General features: G+C 70.5%; 19 protein-coding genes. 7 read left to right on the top strand and 12 right to left on the bottom strand.

The features are described 5' to 3' along the window. Positions 1–27 precede the first annotated feature (27 nt). The 12 genes from truB to mtrA form a co-directional block, all read right to left on the bottom strand. Positions 28–993, bottom strand: coding sequence for a tRNA pseudouridine(55) synthase TruB (gene truB, locus FWJ47_RS05170; protein ID WP_147105043.1), 966 nt, complete (start codon positions 991–993; stop codon positions 28–30). Beyond that, a complete protein-coding gene (gene rbfA / locus FWJ47_RS05165; protein WP_147105039.1) occupies positions 994–1,467 on the bottom strand; it encodes a 30S ribosome-binding factor RbfA in 474 nt (157 codons plus the stop codon). It abuts the gene before it with no gap. 147 nt (positions 1,468–1,614) lie between these two features. Beyond that, positions 1,615–4,386 (bottom strand): translation initiation factor IF-2, encoded by a 2,772-nt coding sequence (gene infB / locus FWJ47_RS05160; RefSeq protein WP_147105036.1) that lies wholly within the window; start codon positions 4,384–4,386, stop codon positions 1,615–1,617. A 160-nt stretch (positions 4,387–4,546) separates the two neighbouring features. Next, the gene (locus FWJ47_RS05155; RefSeq protein ID WP_147105033.1) at positions 4,547–4,825 is read right to left on the bottom strand and encodes a YlxR family protein; all 279 of its coding nucleotides are present in this window, start codon (positions 4,823–4,825) and stop codon (positions 4,547–4,549) included. 24 nt (positions 4,826–4,849) lie between these two features. Then, positions 4,850–5,821, bottom strand: a complete 972-nt coding sequence (gene nusA, locus FWJ47_RS05150) for a transcription termination factor NusA (RefSeq protein WP_147105030.1) — start codon at positions 5,819–5,821, stop codon at positions 4,850–4,852. Positions 5,822–5,872: 51 nt separating this feature from the next. Further along, positions 5,873–6,424 (bottom strand): ribosome maturation factor RimP, encoded by a 552-nt coding sequence (locus FWJ47_RS05145; RefSeq protein WP_147105026.1) that lies wholly within the window; start codon positions 6,422–6,424, stop codon positions 5,873–5,875. 9 nt (positions 6,425–6,433) lie between these two features. Then, a complete protein-coding gene (locus tag FWJ47_RS05140) occupies positions 6,434–8,332 on the bottom strand; it encodes a proline--tRNA ligase (RefSeq protein WP_147105023.1) in 1,899 nt (632 codons plus the stop codon). A gap of 130 nt (positions 8,333–8,462) precedes the next feature. Beyond that, positions 8,463–9,206 carry a ribosome hibernation-promoting factor, HPF/YfiA family gene (gene hpf / locus FWJ47_RS05135; RefSeq protein ID WP_147105021.1) on the bottom strand — a complete coding sequence of 248 codons (744 nt, stop codon included), beginning with the start codon at positions 9,204–9,206 and terminating at the stop codon, positions 8,463–8,465. Between the two features lie 181 nt (positions 9,207–9,387). Beyond that, a complete protein-coding gene (locus tag FWJ47_RS05130; RefSeq protein WP_147105018.1) occupies positions 9,388–10,140 on the bottom strand; it encodes a ComF family protein in 753 nt (250 codons plus the stop codon). Beyond that, complete coding sequence (locus FWJ47_RS05125; protein WP_147105016.1) at positions 10,140–11,900, bottom strand: LpqB family beta-propeller domain-containing protein; 1,761 nt, start codon at positions 11,898–11,900, stop codon at positions 10,140–10,142. Before FWJ47_RS05125 ends, FWJ47_RS05130 begins: the two co-directional genes overlap by 1 nt. Further along, positions 11,897–13,603 carry an MtrAB system histidine kinase MtrB gene (gene mtrB, locus FWJ47_RS05120; RefSeq protein ID WP_147105013.1) on the bottom strand — a complete coding sequence of 569 codons (1,707 nt, stop codon included), beginning with the start codon at positions 13,601–13,603 and terminating at the stop codon, positions 11,897–11,899. The genes FWJ47_RS05125 and mtrB overlap by 4 nt, the downstream gene beginning before the upstream one ends. 3 nt (positions 13,604–13,606) lie before the next feature. Further along, on the bottom strand, positions 13,607–14,293 hold the full coding sequence (mtrA, locus tag FWJ47_RS05115; protein ID WP_147105010.1) for an MtrAB system response regulator MtrA: 687 nt from the start codon (positions 14,291–14,293) through the stop codon (positions 13,607–13,609). Positions 14,294–14,350: 57 nt separating this feature from the next. On the opposite strand from mtrA, the gene FWJ47_RS12045 reads away from it, so the two are divergent. From FWJ47_RS12045 to FWJ47_RS05085, 7 genes are read left to right on the top strand one after another with little or no spacing between them, the layout of a single operon-like run. Then, positions 14,351–15,409, top strand: a complete 1,059-nt coding sequence (locus FWJ47_RS12045) for a hypothetical protein (RefSeq protein WP_170228487.1) — start codon at positions 14,351–14,353, stop codon at positions 15,407–15,409. Then, the gene (locus FWJ47_RS12040) at positions 15,406–16,047 is read left to right on the top strand and encodes a DUF4129 domain-containing protein (protein WP_170228486.1); all 642 of its coding nucleotides are present in this window, start codon (positions 15,406–15,408) and stop codon (positions 16,045–16,047) included. The genes FWJ47_RS12045 and FWJ47_RS12040 overlap by 4 nt, the downstream gene beginning before the upstream one ends. Then, positions 16,044–17,279, top strand: a complete 1,236-nt coding sequence (locus FWJ47_RS05105; RefSeq protein ID WP_147105006.1) for a DUF4350 domain-containing protein — start codon at positions 16,044–16,046, stop codon at positions 17,277–17,279. Before FWJ47_RS12040 ends, FWJ47_RS05105 begins: the two co-directional genes overlap by 4 nt. Then, the gene (locus tag FWJ47_RS05100; protein ID WP_147105003.1) at positions 17,276–18,277 is read left to right on the top strand and encodes an AAA family ATPase; all 1,002 of its coding nucleotides are present in this window, start codon (positions 17,276–17,278) and stop codon (positions 18,275–18,277) included. Before FWJ47_RS05105 ends, FWJ47_RS05100 begins: the two co-directional genes overlap by 4 nt. Before the next feature lie 13 nt (positions 18,278–18,290). Then, a complete protein-coding gene (locus tag FWJ47_RS05095) occupies positions 18,291–19,601 on the top strand; it encodes a DUF58 domain-containing protein (protein WP_147105000.1) in 1,311 nt (436 codons plus the stop codon). A gap of 40 nt (positions 19,602–19,641) precedes the next feature. Continuing rightward, the gene (gene mnmA / locus FWJ47_RS05090) at positions 19,642–20,769 is read left to right on the top strand and encodes a tRNA 2-thiouridine(34) synthase MnmA (RefSeq protein WP_147104998.1); all 1,128 of its coding nucleotides are present in this window, start codon (positions 19,642–19,644) and stop codon (positions 20,767–20,769) included. Positions 20,770–20,792: 23 nt separating this feature from the next. Beyond that, positions 20,793–21,212, top strand: a complete 420-nt coding sequence (locus FWJ47_RS05085; RefSeq protein WP_147104995.1) for a chorismate mutase — start codon at positions 20,793–20,795, stop codon at positions 21,210–21,212. The last annotated feature ends 14 nt before the right edge of the window (positions 21,213–21,226 follow it).

The raw sequence follows: 21,226 nt of genomic DNA, 5'->3' as shown, positions 1-21,226 counted from the left end.
TACCCCTCCGTCAGCAGTGCCGAAGGCCTAGGCGAACACCAGCTCCGGCTTGGCGTGCATGGCGTGCGGACTGCTGGTGGCGGCCTGGGCGGCGTCCGGCGACGACGATGCTCCCGGCTTGGCGGGGATGTCCTTCAGCAGCGCGACGAGCTCCCCGTCGGGGCTGTACGCCGCAGTCAGCTCCTCGCCGCCGGAGGCGGTGATCCGACGGCCGTGGCCCAGGTGCTCGGCCTCCTCCGCTGTCAGCTCGCGGCGGGGGAAGATCTGCCCGGCGGCCTCGGCGAGCCCGATGTAGCCGAAGTCCTCGGAGAGCTGCTCAACCGTCAGGCACTGGTCCTCGTCATAGGGGCCCACGGCGGTGCGCCGCAGCGCCGTCAGGTGCCCGCCGGTCTCCAGGATCTCCCCCAGGTCCCTCGCCAGGGCGCGCACGTAGGTGCCGGAGGAGACGCGGACCTCCACGTCCAGGTCGATGAACCGGCCGCCGTCGACGTGGCGCAGCTCCGAGACGTCGAACCGGCGGACAGTGACCGGCCGGGCATCCAGCTCCACGTCCTCACCGGCACGGGCGCGGTCATAGGCACGCCGGCCAGCCACCTTGATCGCCGAGACCGTGGAGGGCACCTGCATGATGTCCCCGGTGAGGCGCGCGACGGCGGCGCTCACCTGATCAGCGGTGACCCCGTTGGCGTAGGGAGTCTCAAGGGACTCCCCCTCGGCGTCGTCCGTGGTGGTGGAGTGCCCCAGGCGCACGGTGGCCGCATAGGTCTTGTCCACCCCGACGATGTGGGTGAGCAGGCGGGTCGCCTTGTTGATCCCGACCACCAGCACCCCGGTGGCCATCGGGTCCAGCGTCCCGGCGTGGCCGACCTTGCGGGTGCCGGCGAGCTTACGGATCTTTCCGACGACGTCGTGGCTGGTCCAGCCCGCGGGCTTGTCCACCAGGACCAGCCCGGAGCCGACCTCCAGCTCCTCAGGACGCTGCTTCTTGCCCAATCAGCGGTCCTCGGGGGAAGGACGGTCGCCTTCGGCGTTCGCTTCCCCTGCGTCCGCGTCGGAGCGGTACGGGGACTCCGAGGAGGCCGGCTCAGCGTTCTCACGCAGGGCGCGGACCTTCTCGTCCTGCTCGCGGGCCTTCGCCAGCAGGTCCTCCAGATGAGCAGCCGACTCGGGGATCTCATCGGCGACGAAGTCCAAGGTGGGGGTCAGCCGAATGCTCAGCTGCCGGCCCATCTCGCTGCGCAGCACCCCTTGGTTCGCCCGCAGCAGCTCCTCCGCGGCCTGCTTCTCATGCTCATCGGCGGTCATGACGGTGTAGTAGACCGTGGCGCTCTGCAGGTCATTGGTGACCCGTGTGTCAGTGACGGTGATCAGCTCAGCGCGGTCATCCTTGACGCGGGACCGCAGAGCCTCAGCGATGATCACCTTGATGCGGGACGCCAGCCGGGATGCGCGTGCGGGATCTGCCATGGTGTGTCTCCTCTCAGAGGGTTTGTAGCCAGCCTAGAACACGTTCGGGGGACCGCTTATCGCGATCCCCCGAACGTGCCGAGGCGTGAAGGCCGCGGCAGCGCGGCCGCGCGCGGAGGGGAGCCTGTGCCCGCCCGCGGAGCCGACTCAGGTGCGCGGGATCTCGCGCATCTCCCAGGTCTCGATGGTGTCGCCTTCCTGGATGTTGTTGAAGGAGCCCAGGCCGATGCCGCACTCGAATCCGTCGCGGACCTCGGTGGCATCGTCCTTGAACCGCTTCAGCGAATCGATGGTGAGGTTATCGCCCACCACGCTGCCGTCGCGGACCAGGCGGGCCTTGGCGTTGCGGCGGATCACGCCGGAGCGGACGATCGAACCGGCGATGTTGCCGAACTTGGAGGAGCGGAAGACCTCACGGACCTCGGCGGAGCCCAGCGACACCTCCTCGTACTCCGGCTTCAGCATGCCCTTCAGCGCAGCCTCGATGTCATCGATGGCCGCGTAGATGACCGAGTAGAAGCGCATGTCAACGCCCTCCTCCTCGGCCAGCTGGGTGACGCGCTCAGCCGGGCGGACGTTGAACCCGACGATCACCGCGTTGTCCACGGTGGCCAGGTTGACGTCGTTCTGGGTGATGGCGCCCACGCCGCGGTGGATGACCCGCAGCTGGACCTCGTCGCCCACATCGATCTGCAGCAGGGCGTCCTCCAGGGCCTCCACGGCACCAGAGACATCGCCCTTGAGGATGAGGTTGAGCGTGTCGATCTTGCCCTCTGCGACCACCTGGTCGAAGTTCTCCAGGGAGACGCGCTTGCGACGCTTGGCCAGCAGCGCGTTGCGCTCGGCCGCCTCACGCTTCTCAGCGATCTGACGGGCGGTGCGGTCATCATGGGTGACCAGGAAGCTGTCACCGGCGCGCGGCACCGTGGACAGGCCCAGCACCTGGACGGGACGGGACGGGCCAGCCTCCACCACGGCCTCGCCGTGCTCGTCGAACATGGCGCGCACACGGCCGAAGCCGTTGCCGGCCACCATGTTGTCGCCGACCTTCAGCGTGCCGGACTGCACCAGCACCGTGGCGACCGGGCCGCGACCGCGGTCCAGGTGAGCCTCGATGGCCACACCGCGGGCCTCCTTCTCCGGGTTGGCCCGCAGCTCCAGGGCCGCGTCGGAGGTCAGCAGGACTGCTTCGAGCAGCTCCTCGATGTTCTGGTTGTTCCGCGCGGAGACGTCCACGAACATCGTGTCGCCGCCGTACTCCTCGGGCACCAGCTCGTACTCGGTGAGCTGGCCGCGGATCTTGTCCGGCTGGGCGCCGTCCTTGTCGATCTTGTTGACCGCGACCACCACCGGCACACCGGCGGCCTTCGCGTGGTTCAGGGCCTCCACCGTCTGCGGCATGACGCCGTCGTCTGCGGCGACCACCAGCACGGCGATGTCGGTGACCTTGGCACCACGGGCACGCATCGCGGTGAACGCCTCGTGGCCCGGGGTGTCGATGAAGGTCAGCTGACGCTCCTCACCCTCGTGCGGCACCGGCACCTGGTAGGCGCCGATGTGCTGGGTGATGCCGCCGGCCTCGCCCTCCGTGACCTTGGAGGAGCGGATGGCGTCCAGCAGGCGGGTCTTGCCGTGGTCGACGTGACCCATCACGGTCACCACCGGGCCACGGGCCTGCAGGTCCTCCTGGGCCTCGTTGGCGGCCTCGTCCTCCAGGTTGATGTCGAAGGACTCGAGCAGCTCACGGTCCTCGTCCTCCGGGGAGACGATCTGGACCTGGTAGCCCAGCTCCTCGCCGAGCAGCTGGAAGGTCTCCTCGTCCAGGGACTGGTTGGCGGTCGCCATCTCGCCCAGCCTCATCAGCACCGTGATCAGGGCTGCCGGCTCGGCGCCGATCTTCTCCGCGAAGTCCGCCAGGGATGAGCCGCGGCGCAGACGCAGCACGGTGCTGCCGTCGCCCTTGGGGACACGCACACCGCCGATCTCGCGAGTCTGCTTCTCCTCCAGCTCCTGACGCTTGGCCCGCTTCGACTTGCGTGCCTTGGACTTGCCGCCGCCGCGGCCGAAAGCACCCGCGGCACCGCCGCGACGAGGGCCGCCGCCGCGGCCGCGGGGAGGTCCGCCGCCCGGACGGCCCGGAGGGCCACCAGGACCGCCGCGGCCCGGGCCCGAGGGAGCCGGGGCCTGGCCGGGCATCATGGACGGCTTGGGAGCGCCCGGCTTCGGAGCGGGACGACCGGGTGCCGCCGGGGCGCCGGGACGCTGGCCGGGACGCGGTGCGCCGCCGGTGCCGCCCTGGCCGCCGCGCGGACGCGGGCCGCCGGTGCCGCGCATCCCCTGCTGGGAGGCGAACGGGTTGTTGCCCGGACGGGGCGTGCCCCCGCGAGGACGGGGAGCCGGCTGGCCGCCGGAGACCCCGAACGGGTTGTTGCCGCCGGAGCGCGGGGCCGGCTTGGGGCCGCCCGGCTTCGGAGCAGGCTTGCCCTGACCCGGCTTGGGAGCGTCAGCAGCCGGGGCCTCAGACGGGGATCCGCCCTGGGCCTTCGGCTCGGGCTTGGACTCCGCACCGGACTCGTCCTTCTGCGCGGCGGGCTGGGCGGCCTCACCGGCAGCCGGCTGAGCAGGCTTCTCAGCAGCCTTGGCCGGGGCAGGCTTGGGCGCGCCGGGCTTCGGCGCAGCCGAACCGGGCTTAGGGGCGGGCTTGGCAGCGGCGGGCGCTGCAGGCTTGGACTCGGACTTCTCCGAGGCGCCGTCAGCCTCCGGCTTGGGGAACGCGCTGCGGAGCTTCTTAGCTACCGGCGGCTCAACCGTGGAGGACGGCGACTTCACAAACTCGCCCAGCTCTTCGAGCTTGGCGAGCGCTTCCTTCGATGTGACACCGAGTTCTTTGGCGATCTCGTGTACGCGGGCCTTGGCCACATTTCTCCTTGTCTGGCCCGCGCGATGCCCCGCTGGAAGTCACAGCGGGGCTGTGGCTCTCAGCGGCTCACCGACCTGGGCCGTTGAACGTTCTTGAGCTTCCCTGGCAGGAAAGGTGTGGGCGTCATCGGGCGCTCATCCTGCCGCTTTCATCGGGTGTTCATTCCTTCAAACCCGTTCTCTTGTCGGTGGACACATGTACTGCGACGTCGTCGTACTCCAGCCCCTCGGTGCTGACAGCCGTGCGGAAAGCCCGGTTGAAGGCTCTCCGCTTCAGCGCTGCCTCGAAGCACTTACGGTCAGGGTGAAGCCACGCCCCGCGGCCGGGCATCCGGCGTGCGGGATCAGGTCTCACCTGACCGCCCTGAAGGGCGAATCGGACGACATCATCCTGCTCAGACCGCCGGCGGCAGCCGATGCAGGTCCGAACTGGGACCAAACTAGTCTACACCCCGCCCTTTTCTCAGTTCGCGGAGGAGTCAGAGACGATGTCGATCCGCCAGCCTGTGAGCTTCGCGGCCAGGCGGGCGTTCTGCCCCTCCTTGCCGATCGCCAGGGACAGCTGGTACTCCGGGACGACGGCACGGGCCGAGCGCTGCGCCTCGTCCAGGACGGTGACCGAGCTCACCTTGGACGGCGAGAGCGCGTTCGCGATGAACGTGGCCGGGTCCTCGTCGTAGTCGATGATGTCGATCTTCTCGTCGTTGAGCTCCGTCATCACCGCACGCACGCGGGAGCCCATCGCGCCGATGCAGGCGCCCTTCGCGTTGATGCCGGGCTGGGTGGGGCGCACCGAGATCTTGGTGCGGTGGCCCGCCTCGCGGGCGATCGAGGTGATCTCCACCGTGCCGTCGGCGATCTCCGGCACCTCGTGGGCGAACAGCTTCTTGACCAGTCCCGGGTGGGAGCGCGACAGGGTGATCGAGGGACCCTTGAACCCGCGGCGGGCCTCCACCACATAGGCGCGCAGCCGGGCACCGTGCGAATAGGCCTCCCCCGGTGCCTGCTCCTGGGGGGGCAGCACCGCCTCGGTTCCGCCGATGTCCACCTGCACCATCTCCGGGTGCCGGCCCTGCTGGACGATCCCGGAGATCAGCTCGCCCTCACGGCCCTTGAACTCACCCAGGACCTGATCGTCCTCAGCATCGCGGATGCGCTGCATGATGACCTGTCGGGCCGTGGAGGCCGCCACCCGGCCGAAGTTCTTTGGAGTGTCGTCGAACTCCCCGACGGCGCTGCCGTCCTCATCGAGCTCCTTGGCCCAGATAGTGACGTGGCCGCTCTTCTCATCGATCTCCGCCCGCGCCTGCTGGAGCGCCCCCGGGGACTTCTGGTACGCCAGCAGCAGCGCCTGCTCGATGGCCGGCATCAGCCGCTCCAGAGGAATGTCACGCTCGGCGACGAGCATGCGCAGCGCGCTCATATCGATATCCACTTATTGCCTCCCAGCTTGCCGCTGATCCGATCCGCGGCACGCCCGACGTCGTTACTCCTGGTGGGAAAACTCTACCTGTACGCGGACACGGGCGATCGACGCGAACGGCACGCGTGTTTCCGGGCCCGCCTTCGGCCGCATTCCCTTCTTGGGCGGCTCCTTGATCTCCTGGACGGTGACCGCCTCGTCATCCACGTCCTTCAGACGCCCGACGACGGGGGCCTCGCCCTGCCGCTCGACCTCCACGGTCCGCCCCAGGCTGCGGCGGTAGTGCCGCGGCTCCGTCAGCGGACGGGTCGCGCCCGGGGTGGTGACCTCCAGCTCATAGGCGTCCAGCTCCCCCAGCGGACCAGACTCCGCGTGCTTGTCCAGCACCACATCCAGCGCCTGGGAGAGCCCCGCCAGGGTGTCCAGGTCCACGCTGTCCGTGCCCGAGAAGTAGTCCACCACCACCTGAAGATGCGCGGTGGCGCCCGGCTTCAGACGCAGCTCCTCCAGGTAGAGGCCATGAGCCTCCACCGTCGGCTCGATGAGCTCAGCGATCCGCCGGGTGCGGTCATCCGGGAAGCGGCGGTCAGATCCAGCGCGCGGTGCTACAGCCATAGGCCCAGTTTATCTGGGACTCACCCGCCCCAGACCCATCTGGAGCTGCGCCTGCACGTGTGCCGCGACGCTGGCCGCGGCGGCTTCGGCGTCCAGCTCGGTGACCTCGCCGGTGCGGCGGTCCTTCAGCTCCACGGTGCCGTCCTTCAGGCCCCGCCCGACGATCACGATGTTCGGCACGCCCAGCAGCTCCGCGTCCCCGAACTTCACGCCCGGGGAGACCTTGGGCCGGTCGTCGTAGATGACCTCGATGCCGGCAGCCTCCAGCTGGCCGGCCAGCTGGTCCGCGTACTCGAAGATCTCCTCGCCCTTGCCGGTCGCCACCAGATGCACGTGCGCGGGAGCCACGGCGAGCGGCCAGATCAGGCCCTTGTCGTCGTGTGAGGACTCCGCCAGGGCCGCCAGCGCGCGGGTCACGCCGAAGCCGTAGGAGCCCATGGTGACAGTCTGCAGCCTGCCCTCGGCGTTGAGCAGCTGCAGGCCCAGCGCCTCCGCGTACCGCTTGCCGAGCATGAAGATGTGCCCCATCTCAATGCCCCGGCGGGCCGACAGCGGGCCGGAGCCGTCCGGGGCGGGATCCCCATCGCGCACGACGACGGACTCGATGGTCCCGTCCCAGGAGAAGTCTCGGCCGGCGACCAGCCCGAAGACGTGCTTGTCCTGCTCGTTGGCCCCGGTGATCCAGCGGGTGCCGGCAACGATGCGGGGGTCCACCAGGTATGGGATGCCGGTGACCGACTCGGCATCGAGGCCCGCGCCCAGCTGCGGGGCGTCCAGCGTCAGGCCCGGGCCGATGTAGCCCCGCACCAGCGCCGGGTTCGCCCTCAGGTCAGCCTCGTCCGCGGCCTCCAGCTGCACTTCGCCGTCGATCCCCAGCTTGGGCCCGATCGTCGCCTCGGCGCGCTTCAGGTCCACCTCACGGTCGCCCGGCACCGCGATGACAGCGATACGCCGCTCGCCCTCCGGGGTGATGATCGCGACGACGACATTCTTCAGGGTGTCCGCCGCGGTCCATGCGCGGTCCTCGCGGGGATGGTCGGCATTCGCCGCCGCCACGAGGGTCTCAATCGTGTCCGTGCCCGGGGTCAGATGCACCTCCGCCGCCGGGGCATCGGCGGAGTCGACCGGCTGCGGCGCGGGCGTGGTGACGGCCTCGACGTTCGCGCGGTACCCGCCCGGGGACTCCACGAATGTGTCCTCCCCCACCGGGTTCGGATGCAGAAACTCCTCCGAGGCCGAGCCGCCCATTGCGCCCGACTGCGCGCTCACCGGCACCGCCGGCAGACCGAGCCGCTCAAAGATCCGCACATAGGCCGCCCGGTGCGCGTCATACGCCGCCTGCTGGTCCTCCTCAGTGAGGCAGAAGCTGTAGGAGTCCTTCATGATGAACTCACGGCCCCGCAGCAGCCCCGCCCGCGGACGCGCCTCATCCCGGTACTTCGTCTGGATCTGGTAGAGGTTCAGCGGCAGGTCCTTGTAGCTGCCCGCGACGTCCTTCACCAGCTGCGTGAAGACCTCTTCGTGCGTCGGCGCCAGCAGATGATTCGGAACGCGAACGTGCTGCGCCTCACCGTTCTCATCCGTGTACTCGATCTGCTCCGCCTTACGGTCCGGCACACGGAAAATACCGTCCCCATACTCCTCCCATCGGCCTGTGGCCTCATACGGCTCCTTGGGCAGCAGCGCCGGAAAGTGCACCTCCTGGGCGCCGATCGCGTGCATCTCCTCCCGGATGATCCCCTCGATCTTCCGCAGCACGCTCAGGCCCAGCGGCAGCCACGTGTAGATTCCCGCACCCGCACGGCGGATGTACCCCGCCCGGACCAGCAGGCGGTGGCTGGCCACCTCAGCCTCGGCGGGAGCCTCACGCAGGGTGCGCAGGAACAGATGGGACAGGCGAACGGTCACGGGCAGCCTCTTCAGACGGTGCGGTCAGGAAATCTGAGGGGAGTCTACCGGTGGTGCGCCCGGCGGACTCGCAGATCCCTGTCCTCTCGTCCTCAGCGGCTGCCCGTGACCGCAGCGGGCCGGGAGGGGCTCAGGCGGCGGGACGGAGGGTCTGGAGCGTCGCACCGTTCTCTGGGCGGTAGGGACGCTCCTCCACTCCTTCTGCCTCATGAGCGGCGGTGTCGAGGGAGATGACTCCGTAGGTCCATCCGCGGCGGCGGTAGACCGCCGAGGGCTGGCCCGTCTCCGCGTCCGCGTAGAGGTAGAAGTCGTGGCCGAGCAGCTCCATCGCGTCCACAGCCGCGTCCACGCTCATCGGCTCAGCGGCGAAGATCTTCCGCCGAATCCGGATCGGCTCCTCGGGTGCGTCCTCCTCCGGCGGGGCGTCATCGGCCTGCTCGGCGTCCGTGACCTGCTCATAGATCGGCCTGTCCGGGTCCACCGGGGTGAGGCCGGCGAGCGCCGCGCCCAGCCCGGGCGGGGTGTGGCTGCCGCCGTTGGCGCGGCCGCTGCCGTTGCCGTGAGCCTTGGACTTCTTCTTGTCGCGGGCCCTGCGGAGCCGTTCGCAGAGTTTGTCCCAGGCGGTCTCGAAGGCGGCGAACTTCTCGGCGGCCTGCGCTTCGGAACGGATGATGGGGCCACGGCCGACGACGGTGAGCTCCACCACCATGGTGGTCTCTGCGGTGCGGTGGCCGGTCTGGGAGGAGAGCTTGACCTCCAGCCGCTGTCCCTTGTCCGCCAGGGACTCGGCCTTGTCGCTCTTGGCCTCCACGTGGTCTTTGAATGCCTGGGGGATGCTGATGCCGCGTCCGGTGTAGGTCACCTGCAGGGTCATATCTGGTCCTCCTCGCTCTCGCGCGTTTCGCGCACCGGCGGGGGTCCCTTTACAGGTTCCGAGGCCACCGCCGGTGCGATGGGCCTCGTCTAGTCGATACCCATACTTGAGCCTATGCCGGGCAGGCGCCCGGTGTGAAGGGGGTGACGGCGATCTGCCGCTGACCAGGGGCGAGCGGCTCTCAGCGGGGCGCGGCGGCGAGGACGATGCCGCCGCGGACCTCCGCGCCCGCCTCGGTGACCGTCTCGTAGAGGTGTTTGAGGGTGGAGCCGGTGGTGAGCACGTCATCGACCAGCAGCACCTGCGCTCCGGGCAGCATCCGCCGGCCGGCGGGGGCGAGGGACAGCTGCGCGGCCTCGGTGCGGCGGCTCCTGGCGCTGCGGGCCTTCTGCGCGGAGCCCGGCTTCAAGGAGGCGGCCTGGGCGCGGGCCGGCCTGCCGACGACGCCGAACGCCGGCTCGACCCTCTCCGGCAGGTCCGCCGCGCTGAGCAGCTCGCGCAGCGGGACGCGCCCCCTGCGCAGCCTGGCCGAGAGCGAGTCCGGCGGGCACACCAGAAGGCACCTCTCCTCCGGCGCCAGCAGGGCGGCCGCGGCCTGGTGCACGGCGCGGCCGAGAGCGGGCCCCAGGGCCGAGGCGAGCTTCACCCGTTCGTGGTCCTTGAACGCGACCATCGCCTCCGCGACCAGCCCGTCATACCGCGCAGCGCTGAGCACCGGAAGCACCTCGATCCCGTCGCCGTGTGCGCCGGCCGTTCCGATGACCGGCAGGGCCTCAGCAGCGTGGTGGGCCCAGAAGGGCCGCCGGCAGAGAACCCGCAGGTCCTCCGCGCAGTCCCGGCAGAGGGCGGCGGCCGGGGCGGCGCAGCCCACGCACTGCTGCGGCAGGACCAGGTCGACGGCCTGCTGCCATGCCTCTTCCAGGGCCCGTCTCATCAGCCGGGGTAGGCGAAGTCCCGGACCTCGACCTCATCGTTGGGCTCCCACTCGTCGCCGAGCTCGTTGAGGAACGGGTTGACGCTGCCCTCCACGTAGACCCTCTGGCCCCCGCTGGGGCCCTCGCCCGAGGCGACGTTCTGCAGGCCGGCCACACCGGAGGGCAGCACCTCCTGGTCGCCGCTGAGCCAGATCCGTTCGATCTCACCGACGGTGGTGGGCGGGTCGTCCGACTCCGGGTCGCCGTCCACCGGGTCCCAGGCGAGCAGGCTGTCGTTGGTGGCCCAGCGGACCTCACTGATGTCCAGATCGGTCTCGAGCATCTGCCCGGACCCGAGGCTGCGCGGAGTGCCGGCGGAGTTGCGGCCGACGGCGGCCACGTACAGGGTGTGCACCCCGCCGTCCTCGACCACCAGCGCTGCCCGGGTGCCGTCCTGGGCCAGGCGCAGCGAGGTCACTGTGCGGCCCTCCAGCCAGTCCGCGGAGACCGGCTGGGGCGCGGACCCGGGCTCGCCGTTGTATGCGGCGACCTGCACGGAGGCCTCCTCGTCCTCGTTGTCGACCGTCCACGACCACCCGTAGTTGTCCATCGACGGGCGGGTCAGGTCCTCGCCCTCCGCCGCGACGGCGGGCTCATCCTCCCCGGGGCGGATGTGGTACATAGTCTCGGCATCCCCGTCGAGGAACGCGAAGACCTCAGCCTCCTCGTCCCGCGGGTGGGCCGGGCCCTGCGGCTCATAGGCGGAGAGGTCCGGCAGGCCGCTGACCTCCAGGCTGGTGGTGCCCTCCTGCAGCGCGATCTGATCATCCAGGATCCCCACCATGGTGGAGGTGGTGTACGGCATCTCCTCGATATCGGGCCGCTGGTCCGCCGGGACGCTGGTCTCGTCCGGGATCTCCACCTCAGCCGCACCGGTGCTGATCTCCACGCTGGAGACCGTGTTGAGCTGGGTCAGCGCCATCTCAAGCTGGGTCTGCATCAGCAGCAGCTCGAACGGGCTCGCCCCGCCCACCAGGGACGGGTCGAGGCCCACAGTGGCCACCTGGCTGTCCCTGTCCAGCGAGACAGTCGGCGCGGAGGCGTCATCGGTGCCGTCCAGCGCGGAGACCACCGCGCCGCTGAGCCACTCGGCCGGACCGTCCTGGATGCGCCCGGCGATCTGGGCAGGCATCCCGGCCCGGTTGAGGAACCAGCGGGTGTCCGGGATCGCGAAGCGATGCTGCGGGTCGAAGAAGTAGATCGTCACGTCGGTGAAGATCGCCTGGAACTGGCCCTCCTCCAGAATCGTGAGATCCGGCGGGGTCGCAATGCGCCACTCGCCCTCGACCTGCTCCATCTCCAGGGGGAAGGACTCCGCGCTGCGCGGGTGGCTCATGGTGCCCGCCGAGTCCAGGGCGGAGTCCACCGGCACCTGCAGGCTGTAGGCGGAGTCGCCGTCGGGGATCAGCTCATAGTCCTCCGAGTACACCCGGGTGCCCTGCTCCGGGGACCACTCCTGGGCGGCCTCCGGCGTGAGGTACTCACGGGCGACGGCGTAGTCGTCCTGGGGGCCCGCGCCCGCCTGCAGGAACCCGGCGACGATGTCGTCGGGCTCCGCTCCCTCAGCCGGCGGCTCCGGGTCGATGTTCAGCGTGTAGTCGGGCTCCGGGGCGATGTCGGAGGTGTTCACCGGCCCCTCGGTGGGGACCGTGGGAGTGCAGGCGGTCGCAGCGAGCAGCGCGGCAGCAGCAGCGGCGGCCAGACGTGTGCGTGCCGTCATCGTGCTCCCTCCTCGTCCTCAGGCTGCGCAGCGTCATCGTCGGCCTCCTGCACCAGCTCAGCGCCGGCCTGCTCGTTCAGCGCCTGCTCATGCACCCGATCGTAGGAGCCCGAGGCCGCGCTGATCAGGTCACGGTCCTCGACGTTCTGCCGGGCGGAGGTATCGTAGCTGGGCGGCAGGGCCAGCGGGGCGGCCCGGTAGGGCTCGGACTGCCGGCGCGGCAGCACCAGGCGGAAGCAGGAACCCTGCCCCTCCTGTCCCCAGGCGTCCAGGGACCCGGAGTGCAGACGGGTGTCCTCGGTGGCGATCGCCAGGCCCAGCCCGGAGCCGCCGGTGGTCCGCGCCCGGGCAGGGTCCGCGCGCCAGAACCGGTCGAAGACCCGGCTGACCTCCTCCGGTGTCATTCCCACCCCGTAGTCGCGCACCGCGATGCCCACCGCGGTGGGCGAGGAGGCCGCCACGATGTCCACCGGCCGGCCCTCCGAGTGCTCGATCGCGTTGTTGATGAGATTCCGCAGGATCCGGTCGATCCGCCGGTGGTCCGCCTCCGCGTGGAAGTCCTCTCCCCGGACCACCAGATGCACCGGGGTGCCGGACTGATCCGCCAGCGGCTTGGCGGTCAGCAGAACCTCCTTGGTCAGCCCCAGCAGGTCCACATCGTTGACCGCCAGCTCGGCCGCACCAGCATCGAACCTGGACATCTCCAGCAGGTCCGCCAGCAGCGCCTCGAACCGCTCCACCTGGTGATGCAGCAGCTCCGAGGTGCGCTGAGTCATCGGGTCGAAGTCCTCCCGGGACTCATGCAGCATGCTCGCCGCCATGCCGATGGTGGTCAGCGGGGTGCGCAGCTCGTGCGAGACGTCCGAGACGAAGCGCTGCTGCATCTTCGACAGGTTCGCCAGCTGGGTGATCTGATCCTGCAGGTTCGAGGCCATCCGGTTGAAGGACTGCCCCAGACGGGCAATCTCATCCTCGCCCACCACCGCCAGACGCTGGTCCAGCTGACCGTCGGCGATCCGCTCCGAGACCTCCGCGGCCTGCGAGACCGGCCGGACCACCGTGCGGGAGAGCCACAGGGCGATCGCGATGTTCATCACCAGCAGGACCAGCACCGCAATCATGAAGATCCCGAAGACGTAGTCCACGTTCTCCTGCACGGAGGAGAAGTCATAGACGAAGAAGATCCCGTACGGGGGGCCCGGCGGCAGAGACGTGATCCGCACCCCGATGATCACGCCCGGGACGGTCTCCCCGTCGTCGTTGGTGTAGCTGATCGACTGCCAGTACTGCTGGTCCCCGGCCAGGACCGCCTCTCGCATCTCCGGGCTGATGACGTCCTCAGGCTCCAGTCCGCCGGTGGTGCGCTGCTGGACGTAGAGGTTCTCCGCGTCCTCCAGCGGCACCAGCAGAGTCTCCCGGTAGAGGTTCGCCGCGCCGGAGACATTCGCCAGAGTGGTGTCCACATGCTCGTTGACCGCCGCCTGCTCGGTCGAGGGCAGGCTGTCCAGGGAGGTGCGGACCTGCCCCAGCCCGTTGGTGGCCTCCGCCTCCACCTGGTCCAGGCGCTCCTGGAAGAACCCGTCCGTGACCTGAGCGATCAGGAAATAGGCGACGACCCCGGTCCCCAGCAGAGTGAAGAGACCGGTCAGCAGCACTGCGCGCAGACGCAGCGAGCGGGCCCACAGACGGTGGAGGTTCAGCACCCGCTAGGACGCCTTGGCCTTGTACCCGACTCCCCGGACCGTCTGGATGATCTCGGGGCTCTCCGGGTCGCGCTCGATCTTGGAGCGCAGCCGCTGCACGTGCACGTTGACCAGGCGGGTATCAGCCTGGTGCCGGTAGCCCCAGACCTCTTCCAGCAGCTGCTCACGAGCCCAGACTTGGGCGGGCCGCTTGGCCATGGTGGTCAGCAGGTCGAACTCCAGCGGCGTCAGCGGAATGCGCTCGTCACCGCGGCGGACCTCGTGACCGGCGACGTCGATGGTCAGGTCCCCGACGGTCAGAGTGTCCGCATCCGGCTTGGGGGCGATGTCCGAGGGGCGCAGCCGGGCACGGACCCGGGCCACCAGCTCGGCAGGCTTGAACGGCTTGGGCACGTAGTCGTCGGCGCCGGCCTCCAGGCCGCGGACGACATCGGCGGTGTCCGACTTGGCAGTGAGCATGATGACCGGGGTGTCCGCCTCGTCCCGGATCTCCCGGCAGACCTCAATGCCGTCCTTGCCCGGCAGCATCAGGTCCAGCAGCACCAGGTCAGGGTCGCTGGCGCGGAATGCCTCCAGGGCGCCGCCGCCGTTGTCGCAGAAGGTGGGCTCGAACCCGTCGTTGCGCAGAACGATGCCGATCATCTCGGCCAGTGCCTCGTCGTCATCGACCACTAGAATATTGGCTTTCATGCCGCCTTATGCGTCCTTCCTCAGGTCCCTTGAACGCCCAGGATATATGGTGGGGGCATGGTGGGCACGCACACGAGGGACAGCCGTGCCCCCACCCGCGCACCTGTCAGCGAGGAAGCCCCCCAGCCCGGCAGCGTGTACCCGCTGCGGCCCCTGGGGCTCAACGAAACGTTCTCCGCGGCCATGGCAGTCATCCGGCACTCGCCGAAGGCCGCGCTCGGAGTTCCCTTCGCCGCCGGGGCGGCCACCCTGCTGATCACTCTGCTGACCTCGCTGGTCCTGCCCTCCCCGATGAACCGGCTGCTGGCCGACCCCGCCGCATACGACGACCAGGAGCTCGCCCTGGCCGTCATGGCAGACGGCGCGTTCCTGGCGGTCTCGATGATCATCGGGTTCTTCGCCAGCCTGCTGTGGCTGGCGGCCGCCGCCCTGCTGATCACCCCCGCCCTGCGCTCCGGACTGGGGCTGAGGACAAGCTTCGGCCAGACCCTGCGGCAGCCGCCCGCGGTCTGGGGACGCCTCGCCCTGCACCTGGGGCTGCTGACCATCCTCCTCTTCCTGGTCGCGCTCATAGGGACGTTCGTGGCCGTCCTCATCATCGCCATCACCATGTTCATCGGGGCGCTGTTCGTGGTCCCCGCCGCACTGCTGGGCACGGCCTGGGGCATCACAGCGCTGATCCACGCGCCTCTGGTGATCATCTCCGAGCGGCGCGGCGCCTTCTCCGCCATCAGCCGCTCCCTCCAGCTGAACCGGGGCCTGTGGTGGCGGAACATGGGGGCCGTCTCCCTGCTGATGTTCATGGTGCTCGTGATCGTCACCGCCGCCGCGTTCCCCGTGGGCCTCCTCACCGGGTTCGCCGGCGCCGAGCCTGGGGCGGAGGGCCCGGACGAAGGGATCGCCCCCTGGATGATGATCGGGATGCACGTGGTGGAGAACGCGGTCAGCGCCGTCGGAATGGCCCTGGCCGGAGCCGGGGCGGCGATGATCCACATCAGCAGCCGCATCCGCCAGGAAGCCCTCGACGTCCGGCTCAGCCGCGCAGCCGCCCGCACTCACCACGGCGAAGCCGCACCCAGCCCCGCAGAGCTCGCCCACGCATGGAGGGCCCCATGACCGTGCCGAGCTCCTACACACCCGATGAGGCCAGGCAGCTGCTTGAGAGCGAGCTCTCCGACCCCCAGTACCAGCGGCAGCTCACCGGGCCGGTGCGTGAGGCGATCGACGGCTTCCTCCGCTGGCTGGACGCCCGGTTCAGCGAGGCCACCGGGCTGAACATCCCCTTCGGAGCCGTGGTGGTCCTGCTGCTGGTGGCCGCCGCCGTCATTGCGGTGATCCTGCTGGTCCGGCCTCGGCTGCAGCGCGCCCCCTCCACTGGGGCCGAGGTGAGGATCAGGGCTGGGATGAGCGCCGAGCAGCTGCGCGCCCAAGCCGCCGAGCATGATGCCCGGGGAAGCCACGCCGAAGCGTTCCGAGACACCTACCGGGCCATGGCCCGGTCCGCCGAGGAGCGGCAGCTGCTCGACGCCCAGACCGGCCGCACCGCCACCGAGATCGCCCTGGCGCTCGGAGACCTCTTCGGAGACCAGGAGAGCCGCCTGAGGGAGGCCGCCGAGAACTTCAGCCGCTCCGTCTACGGCCGCGGAGAGCTCACCCGCGGCGATTATGAGCAGCTGCAGCAGCTCGACCAGCAGCTCACCGCAGCCGCCCCCACCGGGAGCAGCGCGGAGCGGAGGCCGGTGGCGCCCCAATGACCGCTGCCGCATCCGCCGCCACCGCAGCAGGACTGGGCACCGCAGCCCGCGGCCTCATCGCCCGCTGGCAGTTCTGGATCATCCTGCTGCTCATCGGCGCCGCCGTCGCCGCAGCCGTGCAGCTCCTCGCCGAGGACGAGGCGGCTCCCTACGGGCTCTCCAGCACCGAGCTCAACGGCTACGGCGCGCTCGCCGCTGTCCTGGAGGATGAGGGCATCACCCTCCAGCAGGCCCGCTCGGGCCAGGAAGCACGGGAGCTGATGGACCAGACGGGCGACGCCGGCGTCGTCGTCATGCTCCCGCCCAACAGCGCGCGCAGCCCCGAAGACCAGCTCGCCGATCAGCTCATGGACCAAGCCGCCGCCGGCGAGCGCGAGGCGCTGTGGATCGTCGGGGACGCGTGGACGGTCCAGCAGCTGCCCTCCGGGCTCCCCCAGGACGTCCTGGACCTGGAGACCGGCCCGGCCGGCACCGCCCCCGAGATTCCCGCCGGGGAGCAGTGCGGACTCGGCCCCGCCCAGGCCGCAGAGACCATCCAGGCCCCCGGGGTGGGGCTCCTCACCGACGACGGCTGCTTCCCCCTGGACCCGGAGGGGCACCTGCTGGCCGAGACTGAGCGCGGCATGGTGCTCGGAGTCCCCGAGGCGCTCACCAACCAGCACATCACCGCAGCCGGCAACGCCGCCCTCGCACTGGGCCTCGCTGAGACGCTCGCCTCGGAGGACGGGGACCTGATCTGGTACACGCCCTCGGCGGAGGACGCCGCCGGGCAGCAGGAGCAGCTGACCCCCGGCGAGGTGCTCGATGACTGGATGCTGCCGGTGCTGGCCTGGCTGATCGTCGCCGGGCTGATCGGCGCCGTCGCGGCCGGACGCAGGGACGGGCCCGTCGTCGTCGAGCCCCTGCCCGCCGAAGTGCACGCCGGAGAGCTCGCAGAAGGCCGGGCACGCCTCTACCAGCGCGCCGACGCCCGCGCCGAGGCAGCCGAAGCGCTGCGGACCGGAACCCTGCGCCGGCTGGGCCGGACCCTGCGGCTGGGCGCCCGCCCCGCCCCGGAGAACGTCGTCACCGCGGCCGCCCGCCGCACCGGACGCGACCAGCATGAACTGGCGGCCCTGCTGCAGCACCCCCGTGCGGGGAGCAGCCCCGAGCTGGTGGCCTATGCTCAGGCCCTGCACCAGCTCGAGCAGCAGACTGCCGTCGTCGAGACCGCAACGGAGGAGAACAGATGAGTGATGAGGCCCGCCAGAAGCTGGTCGCAGTCCGCGACGAGGTGGCCAAGGCGGTGGTCGGCCAGGATGCGGCGGTCACCTCGGTGACCATTGCCCTGCTGGTGCGCGGCCACGTGCTGCTCCAAGGGGTGCCGGGCGTGGCGAAGACCCTGCTGGTGCGAGCGGTCTCCGCGGCGCTGAGCCTGGACTCCAAGCGGATGCAGTTCACCCCGGACCTCATGCCCTCCGACATCACCGGGTCCCTGGTGTTCGACGCCGAGGGCGGTGACTTCTCCTTCCGCGAGGGCCCCCTGTTCACCAACCTGCTGCTGGCCGACGAGGTCAACCGGACCCCGCCGAAGACCCAGGCCGCCCTGCTGGAGGCCATGGAGGAGCGGCAGGTCTCTGTGGACGGCGTCAGCCGGCCGCTGCCGGAGCCGTTCCTGGTGGCCGCCACGCAGAACCCCCTGGAGTACGAGGGAACCTATCCGCTGCCGGAGGCGCAGCTGGACCGGTTCCTGCTGAAGGTGAATCTGCAGATGCCCGCCCGCGACGAGGAGATCGAGGTGATCCGCCGGCACGCCGACGGCTTCAGCCCCTCCGACCTCGACGCCGCCGGCGTCCGGCCCGTAGCCGGCGTGGAGGATGTGCTGGCTGCCCGCCGGGCCGTGGCCCAGGTGACCACCTCCCCGGAGGCGGCCGCCTACATCGTGGACATCGCCCGGGCCACCCGGGACGCCCCGAGCTTCCATCTGGGCGCCTCCCCGCGCGGCGCCGCTGCCCTGCTCAACGCCTCGAAGGCCTGGGCCTGGCTCTCCGGCCGGGACTTTCTGACCCCCGACGACGTCAAGGCCCTGGCTCTTCCGGCCCTGCGCCACCGGGTGATGCTCTCGGCTGAGGCCCAGATGGACGGCGTCGACGCTGACGACGTGCTCCACGGGGTGCTCGCCTCCGTGCCGGTGCCGGGCATGCAGCAGCCTGCCCAGCACCCCGGCCAGCAGGGCCACCCGCAGGTATGAGGCTCAGCATCCGATGGTCCTGACCTGGCGCGCACTGTGGGCGGCCCTGGCCCTGTGCCTGGGCGTCGTCCTGCTTCCGACCGCTTTCTGGTGGTGGCTGGGGCTGCTGGCCGCCCTGCTGCTTGCGGACATTCTCGCCTGCGCCTCCCCGCGGCGCGTGACCGTGGAGCGGGAGCCTGTCCTCCCGGCCCGCCTCGGCGAACAGGTGCAGGCGGCCACCGTGCTGCACAGCCGAGGACGACGGCGGCTGCGCGGTTCCGTCCGAGACGGCTGGCAGCCCAGCGCCCAGGCCGAGCAGGCCCTGCACCCGGTGGACATGGCGCCCGCGGGCACGGCCCGACTGCAGACCCGGCTCTCCCCCGCCCGGCGAGGCGAGCTGCGCAGCGAGCATGTGACGGTCCGCAGCCTCGGCCCCCTGGGCCTGGCCGGCAGGCAGGTCACCCATCGTGTCCCGCAGACGGTGCGGATCATGCCCCCGTTCCGCTCCCGGAAGCACCTGCCGTCCAAGCTGCAGCGCGTCCGGGAGCTGGACGGATCCTCCGCGGCCCGCAGCCTGGGGGCCGGCACCGAGTTCGACTCGCTGCGGGACTACGTCCGCGGCGATGATGTGCGCTCCATCGACTGGCGGGCCACGGCCCGGCGCCGTGCCGGTGGGGCCGACCGGGGTGAGCACCTGGTGGTGCGGACCTGGCGCCCGGAGCGCGACCGGCGAGTGATCCTCTGCCTGGACGCCTCCCGCACTTCCGCGGTGCGGCTGGGCGATGAGCCACGGATCGAGACCTCCATGGAGGCGGCCCTGCTGCTGGGCACCCTGGCCGTCTCAGCAGGCGACCGGACCGACCTTCTGGCCTTCCACCGGGAACCGGTCGCCCGGGCGTCCTCGTCCGCGTCCGGCAGCTTCACGAACCTGATGGCCGAACAGCTGGCATCCGTGGAGCCGACGCTGGTGGAGGCGGACTTCTCGCGTCTTCCCGGGCAGGTCGCGCAGGTCAGCGGCCGGCACGCACTCGTCGTCGTGCTCACCGCCCTGGATGCCGGAGCGGTGCTGGAGGGCCTCCTGCCGGTGCTCCCGGCGCTGACGGAGAAGCACACAGTAGTGATCGCCTCCCCGCAGGACCCGGAGCTCACCGCACGGCTGCGCGCCCAGGAGACGGTCTCGGACGTCTACTCGGCCGCCGCAGCCGAGCGGCACCTCGCTGAGACCGCCGCGGTCCGCGACGAGCTCACCGCCCTCGGCGCCGAGGTGGTGGAGGCCGGGCCCCACGAGCTCCCGGCAGCGCTCGCCGACATCTACATCCGCCTCAAAGCCGAAGGCCGCCTGTAGCTTCGGAATATCCGGGCGAGGGCCTACGCTGGATACCGCGATGAAGGTTCTAGCAGCAATGTCCGGCGGGGTGGACTCCGCCGTCGCCGCAGCCCGCGCCGTCGACGCCGGCCACGAGGTGGTCGGCGTGCACCTGGCGCTCTCCCGCATGCCCGGAACCCTGCGCACCGGCTCCCGCGGCTGCTGCACCATCGAGGACTCCTCCGATGCCTGGCGAGCCTGCGAGAGGCTCGGCATCCCCTTCTACGTGTGGGACTTCTCCGAACGGTTCAAAGCCGACGTCGTCGACGACTTCATCGCCGAGTACGCGGCCGGCCGCACCCCCAACCCGTGCATGCGATGCAACGAGAAGATCAAGTTCGAGGCCCTGCTGGACAAGGCCATCGCCCTGGGATTCGACGCCGTGGCCACCGGCCACTACGCCCACATCATCGAGCAGGAGGACGGCGCCCGGCAGCTGCACCGGGCCGCGACCTGGACCAAGGACCAGTCCTACGTGCTCGGCGTCCTCAACGAGCAGCAGCTCGCGCACTGCTACTTCCCGCTCGGCGACACCCCCTCCAAGGACCTCGTCCGGGCCGAGGCCGAGGAGCGGGGGCTCTCCGTGGCGAAGAAGCCGGACTCGCACGACATCTGCTTCATCCCCGACGGCGACACCCGGGGCTGGCTGGCCGAGCAGATCGAGATGGAGCAGGGCCCCATCGTGGACCCCGAGGGTGAGCAGCTCGGCGAGCACGACGGCGCCCAGTCCTTCACCGTGGGCCAGCGCCGCGGCATGAAGCTGGGCCGCCCCGCCCCGGACGGCAAGCCCCGGTTCGTCCTTGAGGTCCGCCCCAAGGAGAACACCGTGGTGGCAGGCCCCAAGGAGCTGCTGGAGGTGGACTTCATCACCGGCATCCGGCTCTCCTGGGCCGGGCGCCCCGTCGCCGAGGCCGCCACCGGTGAGCAGTTCGACATCGAGCTGCAGATCCGCGCCCACGCCGACCCGGTCCCGGCCCGGGCCAGGGTCGAGGACGACGAGGACGGAACCTCCCGGCTGCACGTGGAGCTGGTGGAGTCCCTCAAGGGCGTGGCTCCCGGCCAGACCGCCGTCATGTACCAGGGCACCCGTGTGCTGGGGCAGGCGACCATCGACACCGCCCGCAGCCGGCACTACCAGCCCGCCTGAGGCCTCTTCGCTAGGGTATGTTCATGAGCACCCAGCAGCCCTCCTATGACCGGGCCGGCGAAGCCGGGAAGTACGTGGACCCTGAGATCATGCAGGAGCTGCTGTCGATGCGCTCCTCGATCGACAACATCGACGCCGCGCTCATCCACCTGCTCGCGGAGCGGTTCAAGGCGACCCAGCGGGTGGGGATGCTCAAGGCCCGGCACAGGCTGCCGCCGTCGGACCCTCAGCGGGAGAAGAACCAGATCGCCCGGCTCAAGCAGCTGGCTGCGAACGCGGAGCTGGACCCGGACTTCGCCGAGAAGTTCCTGAACTTCATCATCGAAGAGGTCATCCGACACCACCAGGCGATCTCCGCCTCCGAGGACGGCACCCCGGCCCCCCGCGAGACGACCGCCCAGCAGGACCCCCACGCCCCCTTCGACTGGGCCGCCGACAGCTGACCGCCCTACTTACT

Source organism: Nesterenkonia populi, from assembly GCF_007994735.1.
Lineage (GTDB): Bacteria > Actinomycetota > Actinomycetes > Actinomycetales > Micrococcaceae > Nesterenkonia > Nesterenkonia populi.
Note: the sequence above shows the minus strand (reverse complement) of the source record. Positions and strands in the feature narration are given on the sequence as shown.